This window comes from Mesonia algae, from assembly GCF_003253545.1.
Classification (GTDB): domain Bacteria; phylum Bacteroidota; class Bacteroidia; order Flavobacteriales; family Flavobacteriaceae; genus Mesonia; species Mesonia algae.
Window position 1 is genome coordinate 1 of record NZ_QKYV01000004.1, and the last position, 19,799, is coordinate 19,799.

Below are 19,799 nucleotides of genomic sequence, written 5' to 3' on the forward strand. Positions count from 1 at the left end.
CAGCTTTTTTCACGCCTAATGAAGATGGTTATAATGACCGTTGGAACATTCAAGGGATCTCAAACCAGTTAGACGCTAAGATTTATATTTTTGATCGTTACGGAAAGCTTTTAAAGCAGTTGAGTCCAAGCAGTGAAGGTTGGGACGGAACCTACAATGGTAACCCTATGCCATCCAATGATTATTGGTTCAGAGTGGAGTATACCGATACAGATGATAAACGCAAAGAGTTTAAGGCTAACTTCACCTTAAAGCGCTAAAAAGTTTATTTCCGCGAAAGCGAAAAACATCAAAATAAAACCCCACTACATCTTACAAGGTGTAGTGGGGTTTTTTGTTAATAAATGATTGGGAAATTGGGTGGAAGAGGCTGGTCTTCTAAGTCCTAGATTTAATATTTACACTCGTTCTGTTTGAAACCTTCCAGAATTAATTAAAATGAAAGCGTCAATCTATCTTATAGGATATATAAATCATCTAGAAAAGAATTTGAAAAAAGTTTAATAACAGTAAATTTAACGAAATAGTTAGTTATTAAAGAACGAGTTGTGGTCAAATACCAAACAAAATACCTTCATTTAAAAGTATATAAGCTTATAAAAAACAAAAATTATCCTTGATAGGTGAGCTTAAAAATATTATTGAAAAAATGAAATGTGATAAATGAAATTCATAGTCTTTAGTTAAAAAATTAACTAAGCTCTGCGTGAGTAATGTTGCTATTTATGAAGAGATTTGAAAAGTAAGATCTTCGGTTAAAATAAAAGTAATTACTTTCCCCTTTTGTTTCTCCTGAATTTTAAGAAGTGAGTGTTTGTAGTATGTGAAAGAGTATAAAAGTGCCCAGAATGGGAGTCGAACCCACACGCCCTAATGGACACATGGCCCTCAACCATGCCTGTCTACCAATTCCAGCACCTGGGCCGAGGATTTTGAAGAGAATTAAAAAGTGATCTGGCTGGGGCTCGAACCCAGGACCCTCTCCTTAAAAGGGAGATGCTCTACCAACTGAGCTACCAGATCATTTTTAAAAATATATATTTAAGAACTAAAATCTTTGTGATCTGGCTGGGGCTCGAACCCAGGACCCTCTCCTTAAAAGGGAGATGCTCTACCAACTGAGCTACCAGATCTAAATAACATTCTTTCCTTGAACGCGGGTGCAAATATAAGATGTATTATTAATTTATCAAGTAAATCATCAAACAATTTTTAATATCTTTAAAAAAAAATAAATTCTCATTAATTTAAGCTTATGAAAATTGTCTTGTGTGGATATATGGGATCTGGAAAATCTCAAGTTGGAAGGTTGTTAGCCAGTAAATTAGGTTTGGTTTTTTTTGATCTGGATGATCAAATTGAAAAAAATCAGCAAAAATCAGTAAAAAAAATATTTTTAGAAAAAGGTGAAATATTTTTCAGAAAAAAGGAAAATGAAGTGTTAAAAGAGCTTTTAGATGCTCCCGAAAGTTTCATTTTATCGCTAGGAGGGGGAACGCCATGTTATGCAGACAATCTAGAAATTTTAAAAAACAATAAAGAAGTACGACTTATTTATTTAAAGGTAGAGCTAAATGAACTCACTAAGCGTTTATTTAATGAAAAAGAGAAGAGACCTCTTATTAGTGACCAAGAAAGTCGAGAAAGCTTAAATGATTTTATTAGAAAACATTTATTTGAACGTCAGTATTACTATTTGCAAAGTGATGTGGTTTTAGATGTTTCTACATTAAGTATAGAAGAAACTGTTAATTTGCTTATAAAACAGCTATAATAGTTCTGCTTTATATTCTTTGTCTAAAGACACTTTTACATTTTCACTTAATGAAGTAGAAAGAGATATCCCTTTAAAATCGGCTTTAATAGGAAATCTTTTGTGACTTCTGTCTACCAAAACGGCAGTTTGTAATTTTTTTAGAGGAACGTTTAAAAAATATTTGATACCGTAAATTAAGGTAGCTCCAGAGTTTAATACATCGTCTACCATAACGATAGATTTATTAGTGTAAAGATCTTCACCTAATGATGTTGTTACCGTGTCTAAAGGCTTTTTTTTATTTACTTTAACTTCACAAAGGTTAATCGTAATAGGAGAGATATCTTCTAAGCAATCTTTCAATTTTTGAGCAAAAAGATATCCACTGTTAGCGATTCCGGCAAGGATAATTTCATCTTCATCAATGTTGTTTTCATAGATTTGAAATGCTATTCTTCTTATCTTATGCTCTATTTGAGTGTGGCTTAAGATTAATGTGGCTTCTTTTTTCATAGATTATTCTTTATTTTCTTTGTCCGTTGCTGGGATTTCAAACCAATCATCAATATCTCTACGATCTTTTTTAGTGGGTCTTCCAGTTCCTTTTTTTCGATAGTAATCTTTGGAATATTTTAAAAGATCTAATTTTTCTAAATTCTCTTTAGGAGTAATATCGGTAATATAAATGCTCACCAACTTAGCACCTACCCGAGATGGAGGTAAATCTAAAACTTCAATTTTATAATTAATTTGGTTTTTTCTTACTTCAATTTTATCTGTAGGAAAAACATCACGAGAAGGTTTAACACTATCTCCATTTATTTTTACGTGTCCTTTTTTACAAGCATTAGTAGCAATACTCCTAGTTTTAAAATAACGAACACACCATAAAAACTTGTCTACTCTCATAGTTGTTTAATTTTAAACTTTAAGTCAAAACAAAAATATAAGAAAATTGTATCTTGCACGCTTAAAAAGCATAAATGATGAAATATAAACTGATTTTTACATTAATGATTGCCGCAATTGCTCTTGTGTCTTGTAATGACGACGATGACGGAGGGAGTGGAAATAATTACAGAGATAGAGCTGAAGTAGCTGCAGAAAATCAACAAGAGATTTTAACTTTCTTAGAGACTCACTTCTACCGTTTAGAAGATAATCCAGATAACGCAAATTACCAAATTATGGTTTTTGACACCATTGCTGGCGAGAATGCAGGAGAAACAGCACTCATAGATTCGGAGTTATTAAAATCTAAATCAGTTTCTGATGGAGAAGTAGACTATACATTGTACTATCTGCAGGTAAGAAAAGGTTTTGAACAAGAATATCAGCCTACGTTTGCCGATCGTGTCTTAGTGACTTATAAAGGAGAACTTTTAGATGGAGAGCTTTTTGATCAAAGTATGAATCCTACTAATTTTAATTTAGCCGATATTGGAGATGGTGGTTTTATAACTGGTTTTATTGAAGGTATTAATGAATTTAAAGGAGCTTCTGGTTTTGTATCTAATGAAGATGGTACAGTTGCTTATAATGATGATTTCGGAATCGGAGCGGTATTTATTCCTTCTGGATTAGGTTATTTTGCTGAACCACCAATAGCATCTCCTATACTGGCTTATGAATCCTTAATTTTTTCATTCCAGTTATATAAGGGGATTCAGATAGATCATGATAATGATGGTATTCCTTCATATATGGAAGATGCTAATAATGATTCTTATTTATTGAATGATGATTTTGATGGAGATCGTTTGGCCAATTTTTCTGACACCGATGATGATAATGATGGAGTGTTAACTATAGATGAAATTGAAGTGAATGATGCTAATGGGGATGGTTGGATTTCTCCAGATGAAATTATTTTAACAGATTCTAATAACGATGGAACTCCAGATTATTTGGATCCTGATGTATTTTAAAAACAACTTTTAAAAAGCCTCAATTTTTTAATTGAGGCTTTTTTATCTTCTATCCCTGAAAATAAAAACCTTGCTATTTCGTTTCCTATCATAAATGGTTACTTTTGCCGCTATGCAAAAAATAGGGTTATTACTCTTTATATTCTTATGTTCGTTCAATTTGTCAGCTCAAATTGGAGGGCAATCCACTTACCAGTTTCTTAATTTGGTAGCTTCTCCAAGACAAGCTGCATTAGGAGGAAAGAATATTACAGCCTATGATTATGATCCTACCGCAGCTATTTACAATCCTTCATTGATAAATTATAGAATGGATAATCAGCTATCGGTTAACTATGTTAACTATTTAGGTGATGTGAACTATGGTACAGCTTCGTACGCTTATTTGTTTGACAGAAGAACTCAGGTTTTTCATACAGGGATTACCTATGTAAACTATGGTACCTTTGATGGATATAATGAATTTGGAGAGGCTACAGGAGAATTTAGTGGTGGGGAAGCTGCACTTTCATTTGGTTATGCTTATAATATACCGTGGTCAGATTTTTATGTAGGCGCTAATGTGAAATTGATTTCTTCCAAATTAGAGCAGTATTCTTCTTTTGGAGGTGCGGTAGATTTAGGAGTAACTTACTTTTATGAAGACTGGGATTTGGTGGTAGCAGGAGTCATTAGAAATATTGGTACTCAATTTACTCCTTATGATGAAATTTACGAAAAAATCCCGCTAGAAGTCAATTTAGGGATTTCACAGAAAGCTAAAAACATTCCTATTCGTTGGCATGTTACATTAGAGAATTTACAAGAATGGAATATTGCGTTTAGTAATTCGGCGAGGAACGAGACCGATTTAGAAGGAAATGTAGAAGAAGATGATCCTAGTTTCTTTAACAATGTACTAAGACACACTATTCTTGGTGCAGAAATTTTCCCTGAAGGAGGTTTTAATTTGAGATTAGGATATAGCTTTAGACGCGGCGAAGAACTAAGAATAGTAGATCAGCGTTCGTTTGCAGGAATTAGTGGTGGTTTGTCGGTTAAATTTAATAAAATCCGCTTAAGCTACAGCTATGCAAGATACAGCAGTGCGGCAAGTTCTAGCTTTTTTGGAATGCAAATTAATTTACAGTAATTAGTCAAAAACTGATAAGTCTTTTTAGTTAGCAGAAGTGATTTTTTGTTTTCTGCCGATAGAAAAATAAAGCAAAGTTCCTATTAAGTTTAAAAAGAGTACGACTAGTACCCAAATGATTTTATCATTTCCTTTAAAGTCACTCTTTAAAATATCGATTAAAGCTATTACAGGTAATAAAAAACCTACAATAAGCAAAACGATTAAAATTGTCTGCCAAATTCCAATAATTTCCATTCCTATGTAAATCATTTAGTTAGTATGTAATTTTTGCAATATATTAAAATAATATAGTTGTGGAGACTAATTAAAACTAAATCCGAGACCTATTTTAAAAGTAAAATTATCATCAAAGCTGTCGAGATGATACGCTCCGTAGCGATAAAAAGCTCCGGCGTTGATGCTAAAATATCCCATATTAAAGTAATTGATCTTTACTAATCTTCCAAGTTGTAAACCTGCTTCTAAGTATATATTTTTTTTGGTTTTGAAATTTAGAGTATGATCGTCTAGATTTCCCCAACCAAAATTATGATGTATAATAATTTCAGGATTAAAATCTCCTTTCTTAAAAAGTAAAGATCCAAAATTATGAGAAAGAAAGAGATCTACATATTCTTGAGATAAAAACTCATACGGAGTTTGAGTTTGAAACGTGTTCTCAATTAAAAATAATATATCTGGATCATAGCTGCCTTCTCCCGTAAACATAAGTCCGTTTGGTAAAACTTTATTGATGTACCCTGCTTGTAGTCGGTAAGAGGTTTCTCCGAAATTGCGAAGAAAGAAATCTTGTTCTACTCTAAATTCAATTTTTTGGTAATCAAGCTCTCCCTCCAAAATATTATCAAAACCTTTGGTGTAATTGAGCGTAAAAACGGGGTAAGAAGTTCCTAAACTTACATTTTGATGTGGAGTTTGAATCAATTTCTCCCTAAAAGCATATCTCAATCTCACACTAGCGGCAGTATGTTGATAGTCGTTGGGAATAAATACTGGGGTTTCAAAACCATAATTTCCTAACGGAGAAATTTTATCTTGCTGGCCTGAAACATTTACTTTTAAATATTTGAAAATTCTAAAACCAGTTTCTATTTTATATTGCTGTAAATGATCCATTTTTGAAGCCATAAAATCTCGCAAACCACCAAAAATTTGATTAGATATTGGTAACCCATAACTTCCAATTTCCTTTACATTGTTTTGGTAAGAGGTTTTTATAAAAAACTCATTTTCTCTATTTATAATATGTTTTGCTTCTAAGCCGTATTTCCAACGATTATCTTGTAATCCGTATCCAAAAAAGCCTCCAAGACTCGTGTCTTTAAATAGTTTTTCATTCGTATAAAGTCCGGTTCCTAATCGATAACCCTCAAACTGATTGTAAATAAATGTTTTGGTAAGATCGATATCTATAAATTTCACGGGGATTCTACCTTGTGGTAGTTTTTCCATATAAGAAAGAATGCGATCAAATTTATATTTTTCTCCCAAGCTATCCATTACTTGGTAGGTGATTGCTTCTTTATTCCGTAAAGGGTCTACACGATATTGAGTCCAAAATAAGCTATCTCTTTTTGCGGCTTGCTCTTCAATTTTTACGCTTAACGCGGAAAACTCTTTCTTCTTGATTTCTGAATTAAAATCAACCTCATTAATATAGCTTTTCCCATTTACTTTTAAAATATCTCCATCTTCAGAGACCGTATGGACTTGAAGCTCGTAATTCAACTGTTCGGGAAACCAATATTTATTTTCTAAAAATTGATATTGTTGCTGAATTTTTAAATCCATTTTAAGCCCATTTGCAGGTTCTGCAATTACGTTTTGTAAGGCATAATTATTTGTATTAATGTAAAGAACACCTTTTAAACCTTCAAAGTTTTTATTGGGAATTGGTTTAAATGAAATTAAGTGAATTTTATCTTCTCCTTTATATAGAGTTTCCGTTAAACGGAATTCATATTTTTTTAAAGCACCATTACTAATAGGATTAAGGAAAGGAATTTCTAAAAGCTTAATGTTTTCATCATAAAATGAAAAGGGTTGCATATCGGTAGCTAAAGTTGCGAAATACGGATTCTTAAAACCAGAAACCTTATTGCCAATTACAGTTTCTTCACTTAAATTGGGAGCAATAAATTTTTTCTGGGTAACCGATTCCATCACAGTAAGATGTCCTCCTTTAAAAACACTGTTCATAACAGAGTCTGTCTCCTTATCTGTGGCGACAAAATCGAAAATAGTTTTGTTGTAAGATGTGTATTGAAAAGACTTAATGTTATTAGGGTTGTTTTCTTCTCGTTTAGCAATCACTTTTTCTATAATTGCGTGAGCAGGATTTTTGGCAGAGAGAATTACTTCTTCTAATTGATCTTCTTTAGGAGAAAGAGAAATCCTTAAATAATTATGACCGCTTATTTGTAAGGTTTTAGATTCAAAACCTAGATAACTACACGTAATTGTATTAATTTTTTCATTCTGTTTTATGGTAAACATCCCGTCAATGTCTGTAATAACCCCTGTTTTTGTGTTGTGGTTAATGGTGATGTTTACAAAAGCTAAAGGCTCTCTGGTTTCTTCATTAATAATAATTCCGCTAAGGTCAGCTTGTGCGCTTAAAGAAGAAACGATAAAGGCTAAGCATAAAAAAAGAAGCTTTTTCATAGAGTAGGTGTGGCAAATTAATTATATTTTCGTGCTAAAGCCATATTGATTAACGAATATAAACAAACCTACTTTTGAAAAAAATAATAATTGCCATAGACGGTTTTTCGTCCACAGGAAAAAGTACTGTTGCTAAGCAACTTGCGAAAGCATTAGGATATGTTTATATAGATACGGGAGCGATGTATCGTGCCGTGACGTTGTTTGCGATGAATCATAATTTAGTAGGACAAGGCTATTTACGCGAAAAAGAACTAGAAGAGAAATTAAGCGAAATACAAATTCATTTTAAGCTCAATCCCACCACCGATGTTGCTGATGTTTACCTTAATGGAGAAAATGTAGAGAGAAAAGTAAGAACGTTAGAGGTTTCTCAATATGTAAGTCCTATCGCTACAGTTTCTGCGGTAAGAAGAAAATTGGTAGAACAACAACAAAAAATGGGAGAGGAGAAAGGTATTGTGATGGATGGTCGTGATATTGGAACAGTAGTTTTTCCTAAAGCCGAATTGAAATTATTTATGACTGCTTCCGCGGAAAAAAGAGCAAGACGTCGTCATGACGAATTGTTAGAACGAGGAGAACATGTAAGTTATGAAGATGTATTAGAAAATGTAGTCACTAGAGATAAAATTGATGTTTCTAGGGAAGATTCGCCATTGGTGAAAGCTGAAAGTGCTATAGAAATTGATAATAGCAACCTAACTTTACAAGAACAGTTTGATAAAATACTCAGTTTGTCTAAAAAGAGTATTTCAGAGGCATCTTAAAAACTATTTTCTTTCAATAGAGAGGATTATTTCTCATATTAACTTCGTTAAAAATCATAAATCTATAATTTAGGTTTAAAGGTTTGAATATCAAAAAATAAGTTGTATTTTTGCACTCCTTTTTGCAACGTTTCGGAAAAGAGAAAGGGAATATATAATCTATTTTTATAAACACTTCTGTGTTTCAGTTGTTTAAATCTTCCGAAGAGATTACAGAATACAAATTTATAATCAGCAATGGCTGAAGAAAAAAACACTCCTGAGGTAGAAGAAGTAGCAGGTATGGCTACCAAATCTCAACCAGCTCTTAGTGAGCAACAAGAAAATCCTGAAAAATTCTTATCAGATTTTAACTGGCACAACTACGAAGAAGGAATTGATCCTATCGACGATGAAAAGCTAGAAGAGTTTGAGAAATTAGTAGCAGAAAACTTTGTAGATACTTTGGATGATGAAGTAGTAGAAGGTACGGTAATTAACATTACAGATCGTGATGCAATTATCGATATTAATGCAAAAAGTGAAGGGGTAATCTCTTTAAATGAATTTCGCTACAATCCTAATTTAAAAGAAGGAGATAAAGTAGAGGTTCTTATTGATGTTCGTGAAGACTCAACAGGTCAATTAATACTTTCTCACCGTAAAGCTCGTGTAATCAAAGCTTGGGATCGCGTTAATGCAGCACACGAAGAAGGGACTATCGTTAACGGATTCGTTAAATGTCGTACTAAAGGTGGTATGATTGTAGACGTATTTGGTATCGAAGCTTTCTTACCAGGTTCTCAAATTGACGTGAAGCCAATTAGAGATTACGATGCTTACGTAAATAAAACAATGGAATTTAAAGTTGTGAAAATTAATCACGAATTTAAAAACGTTGTAGTTTCTCATAAAGCGCTTATTGAAGCAGATATAGAGGAGCAGAAAAAAGAAATTATTGGTCAATTAGAAAAAGGTCAAGTATTAGAAGGTACTGTGAAGAATATTACTTCTTACGGTGTGTTTGTTGATCTTGGTGGAGTTGACGGATTAGTTCATATTACAGATCTTTCTTGGTCTAGAATCAACCATCCAAATGAGATTGTTGAGTTAGATCAGAAATTGAATGTTGTAATCTTAGACTTTGATGAGGCTAAAACAAGAATTCAATTAGGTCTTAAGCAATTAAGCAAACATCCTTGGGAAGCTTTAGATGAAAACTTAAAAGTTGGAGATAAAGTAAAAGGTAAAGTAGTTGTAATCGCAGATTACGGTGCATTTATCGAAGTAGCTGAAGGTGTTGAAGGATTAATCCACGTTTCTGAAATGTCTTGGTCTACACACTTACGTTCGGCTCAAGATTTCGTTAATGTTGGAGATGAGGTAGAAGCGCAAATCTTAACTTTAGATAGAGAAGAGCGTAAAATGTCTCTTGGTATTAAGCAATTAACGCCAGACCCTTGGACAGATATTACTACTAAATACCCAGTTGGTTCTCGTCACTCAGGTATCGTGAGAAACTTCACTAACTTTGGTGTATTCGTAGAATTAGAGGAAGGAATTGATGGTTTAATCTATATCTCAGACCTTTCTTGGACTAAGAAGATTAAGCACCCATCAGAATTCTGTAACGTAGGAGATAAATTAGACGTTGTAGTTCTTGAGTTAGATGTTGATGGACGTAAATTAAGTTTAGGTCACAAACAAACTGAAGATAATCCTTGGGATAAGTATGTAACTGAGTTCGCAGTAGGAACGAAGCATACGGCTACTATCGATGAGATGGTAGACAAAGGAGCTACAATCGAGTTTAATGAAGATATTACAGCATTCGTACCAACACGTCATTTAGAGAAAGAAGATGGATCTAAATTAGGTAAAGGAGACGAAGCAGAATTTATCATCATTGAATTCAATAAAGAATTTAAAAGAGTAGTTGCTTCTCATATGTCTATTCATAAAGAAGAAGAAGCTAAGATTGTAAAGCAAGCAGCAAAAAAATCTCAAGAGGAGAATAAACCGACTCTTGGTGATGCAAATGCAGACTTACAAGCTTTAAAAGATAGAATGGAAGGAAAATAATTTTCTAACTATTTATTCTAATAAATTAAAAGCCTTCTCAATTAGAGAAGGCTTTTTTTATGGGAGAGAATAAGGTAATAGTATAAAGATTAGTGTAATTAATAATGTCTAAATTTTTCTTAATCAAACACTTACTGCACTGCTAATTTGACGAGTAATTTTCGATAGGCCGAACACTTTTTAATTTTTTTTTTCAATTATTAAAATAATGCAAATTTTTCTTAGAAAGAGAAGTGACCTACTTTTCATGAGCGTAGTAAAATCAATAAAAAACTTAGCGGGGGATGGGGAGGATAGCCTAGCGAAGCGGTTTGCTATCCGCAGGATAAAGTTTTTTTAGCTGATTTTCAAGTTCAGGAAAATTTAGCCTCATTAATATTCTTTTCTTTTGCATTGCCCAAAAGAAACAAACCCGACCGACCGGTACGGGCAGGAGTCTAGGCTGACGAAACTATTCTTAAATTTATCAACCGAGGTCTAAATTTTAGGAACTCCCTGCGGTTAAACAGCCTAAAATTTAACGACCATCGATTTTCAAATTTCACAGAATACCTTCGATATGTCACATCAAAATATACTTGAAAATTTAGAAGTAAATTGATTATTTACATAGCTTAACGTCATGCTGAACCTGCCCGAATTAAATAATTCATTTAGGCGGGCTTGTTTCAGTATCTCATACAGTTTAGCGTCTTATCTTTGCTATTTCGAGCCGAGTCGAGAAATCTAATATCTTAAGTCCTACCTCTTATTTTATATTCTTGCATTTTACATAAAAGTTGACCTATCTAAAAATATATTGAAAATCAAGGAAGCAGCGGTGGATAGAAAATGAAAAGCTGTTTGAGACTGACTGGTAAGGAGATTGAGTTCTTTTTATTTGTGGCTGGGGATTCCGTAGTATTTTCTTATAAATTTCTATTGCATAAAAAAAGACCTCTTCAGATAAATCCTTAAAATTTTACTAGCGATTTCTGATAAGCCGAATGCTTTCTAAGAATATTATATATTTATTAATAGAGCAACTTCTTATGTCTTAAGTCCTATGTCATACATCTTATCTCGTTAAACTAAACTTAAGTCTCTAATTCCGAAACAACAAAACTTCTTTGAAGTAGAATTATAGCAGCTCTTACGGGTTTCCGTAATATTCTTATAAGACAGGATGGTATTTTAGCTGGGTATCATAGTCTATATAATATGAAGCCAAAAAGAGGTGAAAAATATACATCAAATTAACATGTCTAGTGTAGCTGAAAAATATATTCAAGAAAGAGCATTACGTTTTTTAAAAGAATTTTATAAAGAAGAATATAATTTAGAAAATGTCCATACCCACCTCGAAGAAAGTGCTTGCCAACATCATGAAAACGATGATTTTCTTCAGTCTCATAAAAGGTATAAAGAAAGACTTAAATCAAAACCATCACATCCTTTCAATAACATTCGTAATTATTGGAAAGAAGCTAGGTTTGCCAACTTCGCTATTTTCATCGCATTAATGGCGGGAGTATTATCGCTTTATTTTACGCAAGAAATGCTTTGGTATTATAGAGGCTTATTTTTTTGGACTAGCGTCCTCCTGATATTTGGGTTAGTATTGGGAGGTCTCGCTGTCCTCACTTCAAGCTCTTATAAGTTTTTAGATTTTGCCATTCAGATCCATTTATACCCTACAGATGAAAAATGGATAGCCATTTCAAAAGAAAGTTTAAACTTACCTTACAAACTAGGTTTATTAGCGTTCTATAAGCCGAGAGATTGTAAACGATTTTTACAAGCCTGTCAATCTAAGGAGGTAGGTGTATTGGTAATTTCAAAAAGAAAAACAAAAATTATCTATCGTCCAAAGTTTTAAATCTTAAAGTTGAGGTGAAAACGAAATTTTTTTTGTTTACTAAAGCTTAGTAATAGGGTAGGTGTTGTTAGAAAGAAAAATGGATTTCCCAAACCGTTTAAAATTTGACGTTCATTTATTTTCAAACCTGCCAGACGAGCAGGCTGGTTTCACAGAATACTTTCGATATGCCACCTCATACTATATTTGAATACTTAGAATCAAATTGAGTATTTTACACAGCTTAACGTCATGCTGAACCTGCCCGAATTAAATAATTCATTTAGGCGGGCTTGTTTCAGTATCTCATCCAGTTTAGTGTCCTATCCTTGTCATTTCGAAGAAGGCACGACTGAGAAATCTTATTATTACTTCGTTTTATTTCGTAAGCATTCATTCATTGATTGTTCTCTTCTTTTTTGCATTGCCCAAAAAAGAACCAAAAAAGTCTAGGCTGACGAATCTTACTCTAAATTTATCGTTCGAGGTCTAAATTTTAAGAACTCACTTCGTTCAAACAGCTTAAAATTTTACGCCCTTTTCACTTTAAATTTCACGAGTAATTTCCGATAGGCCCTATCAAACTATATTTGAATGCTTAGAATCAAATTGAGTAATTACACAGCTTAACGTCATGCTGAACTCGATTCAGCATCTCATCCAGGTGTATCGCATTTTCTTTAATCTTACTCATCTTTATTATTTTGAGCGAGTCAAGAACCAATCTTATATTCCTAAATACTAATCTACCTTCTTGTCATTTCGAGCGGAGTCGAGAAATATATTTATTACTTCATTATATATTATAAACATTTATTGATGTTCTCTTCTTTTCCATCGCCGGAAAAAGAAGCAAACCCGCCTGACCGATACGGGCAGGAATCTAGGCTGACGAAACTATTCTTAAATTTATCAACCGAGGTCTAAATTTTAGGAACTCCCTGCGGTCAAACAACCCAAAATTTTACGACCATCGATTTTCAAATTTCACAGAATACTTTCGATAGGCCACGTCATACTATACTTGAATGTTTAGAGTTACATTGAGTATCTCATCCTTGTCATTTCGAAGAAAGCACGACTGAGAAATCTTATTATAGCTTCATTTTATATTATAAACATTTATAGATGCTCTCTTCTTTTTCATTGCTAAAAAGAAGCAAAAATCTAGGCTGACGAATTTTACTCTAAATTGTAGGTTTGCAAGCTAAATTTTAGGAACTCACCCGATTGCCATCGGTCTCAAACAGCCTAAAATTTTGCGCTTACTGCACTGCCAATTTTACGAGTAAATTTCGATATGCCGAATGCTTTCTAAAAATATTATATATTTATTAATAGAGAGACTTCTAATATCTTAAATTCTACCTCTTATTTTGCATTCTTGTATCTTTCGTAAAAGTTGACCTATCTAAAAATATATTGAAAATCAAGGAAGCAGCGGTGGCTAGAAAATGAAAAGCTGTTTGAGACCGACTGGTAAGGAGGTTGAGTTCTTTTCATTTGTGGTTGCGGGTTCCGTAGTATTTTCTTATAAATTTTTAGTCAGTCTTGATCTTTTGCTTCGTTTTGTATCAAGATAAATCGATTTTAGAGATTCACGAATACTTAAGTAATAGTAAAGTGAATGAGTAAAATGAAGGAATCATTAATGTAATTTCTATCTCACAAGTGAAAGTTCAACTTCCATTGGTATTTGATTTTTTTTAGCTCCTTGATTTTTATTTTTAATTGGTACTCGTGAATTTCCCACGTCAATTTGCATTGCCCAAAAAAGAACCAAACCCGCCCGACCGGTACGGGCAGGAATCTAGGCTGACGAAACTATTCTTAAATTTATCAACCGAGGTCTAAATTTTAGGAACTCCCTGCGGTCAAACAGCCTAAAATTTTACGACCATCGATTTTCAAATTTCACAGAATACTTTCGATAGGCCGAATGCTTTCTAAAATTTTTTTTCAATTATTAAAATAATGCAAATTTATCTTAGAAAGAGAATTGACCTACTTTTCATGAACGTAGTAAAATCAAGAAAAAACTTAGCGGGGGATGGGGAGGATAGCCTAGCGAAGCGGTTTGCTATCCGCAGGATAGAGTTTTTTAGCTGATTTTCAAGTTCAGGAAAATCAGTCTAGACTCCTGCCCGTACCGGTCGGGCGGGTTTGTTACTTTTTGGGCAATGCAAAAAGTAAAATAGGTTTGATGTAATCTAGAATTTAATGAGGAAGTGTGAAGTTTAAGTTTCTGTATTTAGATTAGGAAGGGTTGGACTGTAAATCTCAAACTTGTCATTTCGAAGAAGGTACGACTGAAAAATTTGTTTAAAGAGAGTTGGTGTTTTTATTGAAGTTAAAGATACTTCGACTCCGCTTTACTACGCTCAGTATGACAGTAATTTTTTGATTTCGTTATAATTGTTCTAAAAGTAATTTTGAGTTTTAAAATAAAAATTTTTACTGCCCTGCGTTTTGTTCTAGCTCAGGTTATTTGTCATTTCGGATAAGGTACGACTGAGAAATCTGTTTAAAAATGAGTTGAGCTTTTTTATTAGAAACTGATTTATTAAGTAAGAGTATTTCTATTTTGAATGTATCATTTTACTTTTCCAATCGCTGGAAAAAACCTCTTCGGTGGAAGATGAACAAACTCCAGTAAAATAATAAAGGGTTTACTTTCTATAATCGGGAATCAAATTTCTTCCTTAATGAGAGGATAAAGGGCTATACATCCATACCCTTAAAATAAAAATATAAATTTTCTTTAATAGAATCAACCCTAATCAACGCTCGATTATTAATTTAATAACGGAATGAAAAATCCATAAAAGGATAAAAATACACCTCATCTCCACCTTTACCCTATAGATACCCCATAGATAAGCCCTATCCAGTCCACACTAAGACCAGAGCGCTCACACGTCCTAACCACAATATTCCACGATATAGTGCGAGCATAGTGGAGTAAGGCTATGCGAGGTATTTATTGTAAAGGAATTAAAATAGGCAAGGCTAGTTGGTATTGTTGTATCTAAACCCTCTATCGTATCAATAAACTCTAAGTCCTACTTCATCCGACAAGTTTTTATGATAGATATTTATTCCTATTTAATGAAAGCAACTATGATTTAAGTCAGTTTTTGTTAACATAGTAAATGTCATATTTGTAGCTGTTTAATTTTCAACATAAAAAGATGAAATTATCTCAACCTATACATAGCTTTCATATTCCAGTCATGGGATTAGCCTTTACGATAGACAGTCCGATTCGGGTTGCTCATTACGGAATTTCTTCAGTCATCTCCATTATTGACGATGAGCTTATGGAAAAAATGAATGCATTATACTCCAAAAAGTTCAACTTTCCTTATCAAGAAATATCAAAAAAAGAACAGGATTATCGCGCCAAGCGTATTACTTCTTATCTCAATTTAGTAGGGAAAATCGTAAATTTTAAATTCTCAAAATTTAAAACAGAGCTTGCGGAAAATACTTCGGCTTTGAAAAAGTTGATCACTATTTTACCAAATCAGTCTAATTTTAAGGCTGGTCTTTCTAGTTTACTTGCAGAGAGCCCTACATCAAAGTCTACTATTGCAAGCTATTTAGAAAATCATCTTATACCTGGTGAAATCGATGTCAACATCATGACCAAAGTAGATAAAGATAACTTTGCTAATCGGGAGCAATTACCTGTTGAGTTTAATGATGCCCATGCTTCATTACGTGGATTCGCTAATAGCAATCTAAGCTCTTCGGTAGTTCTTTCTGCAGGTATGAATCCCAGGTTATACAGTTATTTTGAAAAGTTCAGAGATTTTTTTCCAGATAGTAACGGACGTTTAAAAAAGAGAATTATCCTTAAAGTGAGTGACTATCGTTCGGCTATCATTCAGGGTAAATTCTTGGCGAAAAAAGGACTTTGGATTTCTGAATACAGAATTGAATCTGGGTTAAATTGTGGAGGTCATGCTTTTGCTACAGAGGGTTTTTTATTGGGACCAATTCTAGAAGAATTTAAAAATAAAAAGGAGGCGTTAATACAAGAAACGCACGCTCTTTTAGTAAAAGCTTTAGGACAAAAAGAATATCCAACCCCAATACATCATTTAGATTTAAAGATTACCGTGCAAGGAGGGGTAGGAACCGCCACAGAACATAAATTTTTACAAGATAGCTATCAAGTAGATTCCGTAGGCTGGGGAACTCCGTTTTTATTGGTTCCAGAAGCAACTTCGGTAGACCCATATACCCGTAATTTACTAGCCAAATCTAAGGAGCGTGATTTGTATTTAAGCAATATTTCACCTTTAGGCGTTCCATTTAATACCATAAAAGGGACCACCAACGAATACCACAAACAAAAGCGTATAGACGCTAATAAAGCAGGAAGTTCGTGCCCTAAAAAATACCTTGCCTTAAGTAAAGAGTTCGGACCTGAAGGGGTTTGTACCGCTTCAAAAAAATATCAGACAGAAAAATTACAAGATTTAGAAGCTAAGAAGGATAAGGTCTCTTCAAGCTGGTATGAGAAAGAAAAAGCTATCATCAACGAAAAAGCATGTTTGTGTGTAGGTTTAGCCAACGCCTCTTATATGGAACATGAGATGGATATAAAAGGACAACAACAAGGGGTAGTGATTTGTCCGGGTCCTAATATTGCTTATTTTGATAAGAAGATATCCTTAGCGAAAATGATTCAACATATTTATGGCAATGATTCTGTTCTCGCACCCACGAATCGTTCTCATATGTTTGTCAACGAATTAAAAATGTATATAAGCTACCTAAAAAATGAAATAAAAGATACTTCCGAAGACATTACGGCTAGACATATCAAGAAATGGCAAGCATTTAAAAACAATCTGAGTTGTGGAATTGATTACTATCAACAATTATTTCAAACCCATATATCTTCAGAATACACCCATGTTCAAGAAGAATTGTTATTCTATAAAGAGCAACTCAAGGCTTTACCAATTCCTGTTTTAGTATAATTTTTTGATTATAAAGGTTATATTCTTAAGGTTTAAAATGTGTTATTTATAGCGTGTCTTACTCCTGAATTTTCAAATTATTTAATTAAAAAATATAATAAATTCGAATGCATGTTGGTAAGAGATATGAATCTTATAAGTCAGTAATGTTTGTTGGTAAAGCTGACTTAAGTCATAAAATACCATGCCTCTACGTACTAGATTTGCCACTCAATAACATATATGGGTTGATATGAAAAGTGATGCTTATTTAGTTTCAAAATACAATGTTCCAGGTCCGAGATATACAAGCTACCCCACGGTACCTTATTGGGATGAGGACAGTTTTTCGGTTACGAGATGGAAAGAGAGTTTGATACGGGGATTAGGCTTTCGCGGAACCTGTGCTGAACGCAGTCAATTAAGCGAAAAACGACCAAGTATCAGTTTATACATTCACTTGCCATTCTGCGAGAGTATGTGTACGTTTTGCGGCTGCACCAAGCGCATTACAAAAAATCATTTGGTCGAGAAACCCTATATTCAAGCTTTACTAAAAGAATTGGGAATGTATGCCGAAATCATTGGCCATCGACCATTAATACAGCAACTTCATTTGGGAGGAGGAACACCCACGTTCTTTTCTGCTGACAATCTGGAAGACTTATTAATTGGTATCTTTGACATTGCCGATATGGCTGATTCAGTTGAATTTAGTTTTGAGGGTCACCCTAACAATACAACACAGGAACATCTTAAAATGTTCAGCCGTAATGGATTTAAAAGAGTTTGTTATGGAGTGCAGGATTATAACGAGACGGTACAAAAGGCGATACATCGTATTCAGCCTTTTGAAAATGTACAACGTGCCACAATAGATGCGCGTGCAATGGGGTTTACATCCGTAGGACACGATATTATTTTTGGACTTCCGTTTCAAACTCAAGAGGACGTCATCAATACCATTAACAAGACCATAGAATTGATGCCAGACCGCATCGCATTTTACAGCTATGCGCACGTACCGTGGATAAAAGGAAACGGTCAGCGTGGTTATAGCAAAGAACATTTACCCTCACCAAAACAAAAACGAATGCAATATGAGATAGGTAAGAAAAAGTTATTGCAGGCAGGCTATGTAGAAATAGGAATGGACCATTTTGCACTTAAAACCGATGCGCTCTACAAGGCACAACAAACAGGTAACATTCACCGTAATTTTATGGGTTATACTTCCTCAAAAACGGATGTTATGATTGGTTTGGGTGTTTCTGCTATAAGCGACAGTTGGCATGGCTTTGCACAGAATGTAAAGACCTTAAAAGAGTATTATGAGCTATTGCGTAATAGTGAATTACCCGTAGTGCGTGGTCATATATTGACAGAAGAAGACCTCACTATTCGTCGACATATTCTGAACCTTATGTGTAATTTTGAAACCTCGTGGGAGAATAATAACCAATTTTTTCAAGAACTACCCAATGTTTTGGTACAGATTAAAGAGCTCGAACGTGATGGCTTAATTAGCATTGAATCCCAGAAACTTTTGATCACAAATAAGGGGAAGGCCTATGTAAGAAATGTATGTATGCCTTTTGATTTGCGCTTAAAGCGAAAGAAACCCGAAACTCAGCTATTTTCAATGACGGTGTAAGGATCTTTTAATGATATTATAAAGAAGTGGAATCGAGAAATCTTGCAATTCAAAATTCAACTCTCTTGTCATTTCGAAGAAGGCACGACTGAGAAATCTTATTATTACTTCGTTTTATTTTATAAGCATGGATCAAATAATGCATTGCTTTTTATTTATATCCTTTACTTTTTCCCATCGCCGGAAAAAGTAACAAACCCGCCCGACCGGTACGGGCAGGAAAGTCTAGGCTTACGAAACTATTCTTAAATTTATCAACCGAGGTCTAAATTTTAGGAACTCCCTGCGGTCAAACAGCCTAAAATTTTACGACCATCGATTTTCAAACCTGCCAGACGAGCAGGCTGGTTTTACAGAATATCTTCGATATGCCACATAGACTATACTTGAAAATTTAGATTTAAATCTAACATCCAAGGGAGTTCAATTCGACTCTCAACAATTGCTGTCATGCTGAACTTACAAGAACGTCATGCTGAGCCTGACTCAGCATCTCATTTTATATTGACCCTACTCATCCTTGTCATTTCGAAGAAGGCACGACTGAGAAATCTCTTTAAAAAGGAGTTGGGTTTCTTATTCATAGCTTTTTCTTCAAAAAAAGCATTTTCACGAATCGATTGTGAGGAGTGTACTAAGTTTTATCGGTCATATTCAAAGTTAAGTCTCATATCTACTCTTTTACCTCTATTCTTTTACGTATTTACCCACAATACATAATTAAGTCCTAACTCAATTATAAATCTTCCCAACCCTCTTAAAATTCTGGGATTTTTCAGCTTAACCCACTAAGATTAAAACATTAAACAATGAGTGCTGATTTATTATTGAAACATATCAAAACGAAGCTTTTTATTCTCACTTTAGAATACCAACTGTTTATTAAGGTTGTATTTAGATTGAATGCATACAAATTATAGAAGAACACATGAGGGTTTTATAAGTACACTCAAATTGAAAAATTTATTGTGTTACGGGAAGCCGTAATGAAAGTAGTTGAATCAAAAGTATTTTTAAGGAA

The 19,799-nt window shown here is 33.7% G+C and carries 13 protein-coding genes and 3 tRNA genes; 9 read left to right on the top strand and 7 right to left on the bottom strand.

Annotated elements, in window-relative coordinates:
• The coding region (locus tag LX95_RS07435) for a T9SS type B sorting domain-containing protein (RefSeq protein WP_146240762.1) at nt 1-260 on the top strand (260 nt) is incomplete at its 5' end.
• Between the two features lie 580 nt (nt 261-840).
• Here LX95_RS07435 and LX95_RS07440 read toward each other — a convergent pair.
• The 3 genes from LX95_RS07440 to LX95_RS07450 all read right to left on the bottom strand — a co-directional run bounded on the left by LX95_RS07440 (nt 841) and on the right by LX95_RS07450 (nt 1,133).
• A tRNA-Leu gene (locus LX95_RS07440) sits at nt 841-924 on the bottom strand.
• A 26-nt stretch (nt 925-950) separates the two neighbouring features.
• Nucleotides 951-1,023: transfer RNA gene (locus tag LX95_RS07445), tRNA-Lys, on the bottom strand.
• Between the two features lie 37 nt (nt 1,024-1,060).
• Nucleotides 1,061-1,133: transfer RNA gene (locus tag LX95_RS07450), tRNA-Lys, on the bottom strand.
• 122 nt (nt 1,134-1,255) lie between these two features.
• Here LX95_RS07450 and LX95_RS07455 point away from each other — a divergent pair.
• The gene (locus LX95_RS07455; protein WP_111540826.1) at nt 1,256-1,774 is read left to right on the top strand and encodes a shikimate kinase; all 519 of its coding nucleotides are present in this window, start codon (nt 1,256-1,258) and stop codon (nt 1,772-1,774) included.
• Here LX95_RS07455 and LX95_RS07460 read toward each other — a convergent pair.
• Together LX95_RS07460 and LX95_RS07465 are read right to left on the bottom strand one after the other, a co-directional pair.
• Entirely contained in the window at nt 1,769-2,269 is a 501-nt protein-coding gene (locus tag LX95_RS07460; RefSeq protein ID WP_111540827.1) for a phosphoribosyltransferase family protein, read from the bottom strand. The genes LX95_RS07455 and LX95_RS07460 overlap by 6 nt on opposite strands.
• Nucleotides 2,270-2,272: 3 nt before the next feature.
• The gene (locus tag LX95_RS07465; protein ID WP_111540828.1) at nt 2,273-2,665 is read right to left on the bottom strand and encodes an RNA-binding S4 domain-containing protein; all 393 of its coding nucleotides are present in this window, start codon (nt 2,663-2,665) and stop codon (nt 2,273-2,275) included.
• 77 nt (nt 2,666-2,742) lie between these two features.
• On the opposite strand from LX95_RS07465, the gene LX95_RS07470 reads away from it, so the two are divergent.
• Together LX95_RS07470 and porQ are read left to right on the top strand one after the other, a co-directional pair.
• A complete protein-coding gene (locus LX95_RS07470) occupies nt 2,743-3,684 on the top strand; it encodes an FKBP-type peptidyl-prolyl cis-trans isomerase (protein ID WP_245924737.1) in 942 nt (313 codons plus the stop codon).
• 112 nt (nt 3,685-3,796) lie between these two features.
• A complete protein-coding gene (gene porQ, locus LX95_RS07475; protein ID WP_111541146.1) occupies nt 3,797-4,816 on the top strand; it encodes a type IX secretion system protein PorQ in 1,020 nt (339 codons plus the stop codon).
• 24 nt (nt 4,817-4,840) lie between these two features.
• Here porQ and LX95_RS07480 read toward each other — a convergent pair whose 3' ends face one another.
• Together LX95_RS07480 and LX95_RS07485 are read right to left on the bottom strand one after the other, a co-directional pair.
• The gene (locus LX95_RS07480) at nt 4,841-5,068 is read right to left on the bottom strand and encodes a PLDc N-terminal domain-containing protein (protein ID WP_111540830.1); all 228 of its coding nucleotides are present in this window, start codon (nt 5,066-5,068) and stop codon (nt 4,841-4,843) included.
• Between the two features lie 51 nt (nt 5,069-5,119).
• On the bottom strand, nt 5,120-7,483 hold the full coding sequence (locus LX95_RS07485; protein ID WP_111540831.1) for a DUF5686 and carboxypeptidase-like regulatory domain-containing protein: 2,364 nt from the start codon (nt 7,481-7,483) through the stop codon (nt 5,120-5,122).
• Nucleotides 7,484-7,557: 74 nt separating this feature from the next.
• Between LX95_RS07485 and cmk the strand changes: the two genes are divergently transcribed.
• From cmk to hemN, 5 genes are all read left to right on the top strand, one after another.
• Nucleotides 7,558-8,253 (top strand): (d)CMP kinase, encoded by a 696-nt coding sequence (gene cmk, locus LX95_RS07490; protein ID WP_111540832.1) that lies wholly within the window; start codon nt 7,558-7,560, stop codon nt 8,251-8,253.
• Nucleotides 8,254-8,490: 237 nt separating this feature from the next.
• Nucleotides 8,491-10,314: a 30S ribosomal protein S1 gene (rpsA, locus tag LX95_RS07495; protein WP_111540833.1), complete on the top strand. Its 1,824-nt coding sequence runs from the start codon at nt 8,491-8,493 to the stop codon at nt 10,312-10,314.
• Nucleotides 10,315-11,530: 1,216 nt separating this feature from the next.
• Nucleotides 11,531-12,172, top strand: coding sequence for a hypothetical protein (locus LX95_RS07500; RefSeq protein WP_146240763.1), 642 nt, complete (start codon nt 11,531-11,533; stop codon nt 12,170-12,172).
• Between the two features lie 3,170 nt (nt 12,173-15,342).
• Nucleotides 15,343-17,145 carry a hypothetical protein gene (locus LX95_RS07505; RefSeq protein WP_170116592.1) on the top strand — a complete coding sequence of 601 codons (1,803 nt, stop codon included), beginning with the start codon at nt 15,343-15,345 and terminating at the stop codon, nt 17,143-17,145.
• A 232-nt stretch (nt 17,146-17,377) separates the two neighbouring features.
• On the top strand, nt 17,378-18,778 hold the full coding sequence (gene hemN, locus LX95_RS07510) for an oxygen-independent coproporphyrinogen III oxidase (RefSeq protein ID WP_111540835.1): 1,401 nt from the start codon (nt 17,378-17,380) through the stop codon (nt 18,776-18,778).
• The last annotated feature ends 1,021 nt before the right edge of the window (nt 18,779-19,799 follow it).

Bases quoted from the DNA above. Each gene is read 5' to 3' on its own strand.
- LX95_RS07455 (WP_111540826.1), top strand. From the start codon at position 1,256: ATGAAAATTGTCTTGTGTGGATATATGGGATCTGGAAAATCTCAAGTT.
- LX95_RS07460 (WP_111540827.1), bottom strand. From the start codon at position 2,269: ATGAAAAAAGAAGCCACATTAATCTTAAGCCACACTCAAATAGAGCAT.
- LX95_RS07465 (WP_111540828.1), bottom strand. From the start codon at position 2,665: ATGAGAGTAGACAAGTTTTTATGGTGTGTTCGTTATTTTAAAACTAGG.
- LX95_RS07470 (WP_245924737.1), top strand. From the start codon at position 2,743: ATGAAATATAAACTGATTTTTACATTAATGATTGCCGCAATTGCTCTT.
- porQ (WP_111541146.1), top strand. From the start codon at position 3,797: ATGCAAAAAATAGGGTTATTACTCTTTATATTCTTATGTTCGTTCAAT.
- LX95_RS07480 (WP_111540830.1), bottom strand. From the start codon at position 5,068: ATGATTTACATAGGAATGGAAATTATTGGAATTTGGCAGACAATTTTA.
- LX95_RS07485 (WP_111540831.1), bottom strand. From the start codon at position 7,483: ATGAAAAAGCTTCTTTTTTTATGCTTAGCCTTTATCGTTTCTTCTTTA.
- rpsA (WP_111540833.1), top strand. From the start codon at position 8,491: ATGGCTGAAGAAAAAAACACTCCTGAGGTAGAAGAAGTAGCAGGTATG.
- LX95_RS07505 (WP_170116592.1), top strand. From the start codon at position 15,343: ATGAAATTATCTCAACCTATACATAGCTTTCATATTCCAGTCATGGGA.
- hemN (WP_111540835.1), top strand. From the start codon at position 17,378: ATGAAAAGTGATGCTTATTTAGTTTCAAAATACAATGTTCCAGGTCCG.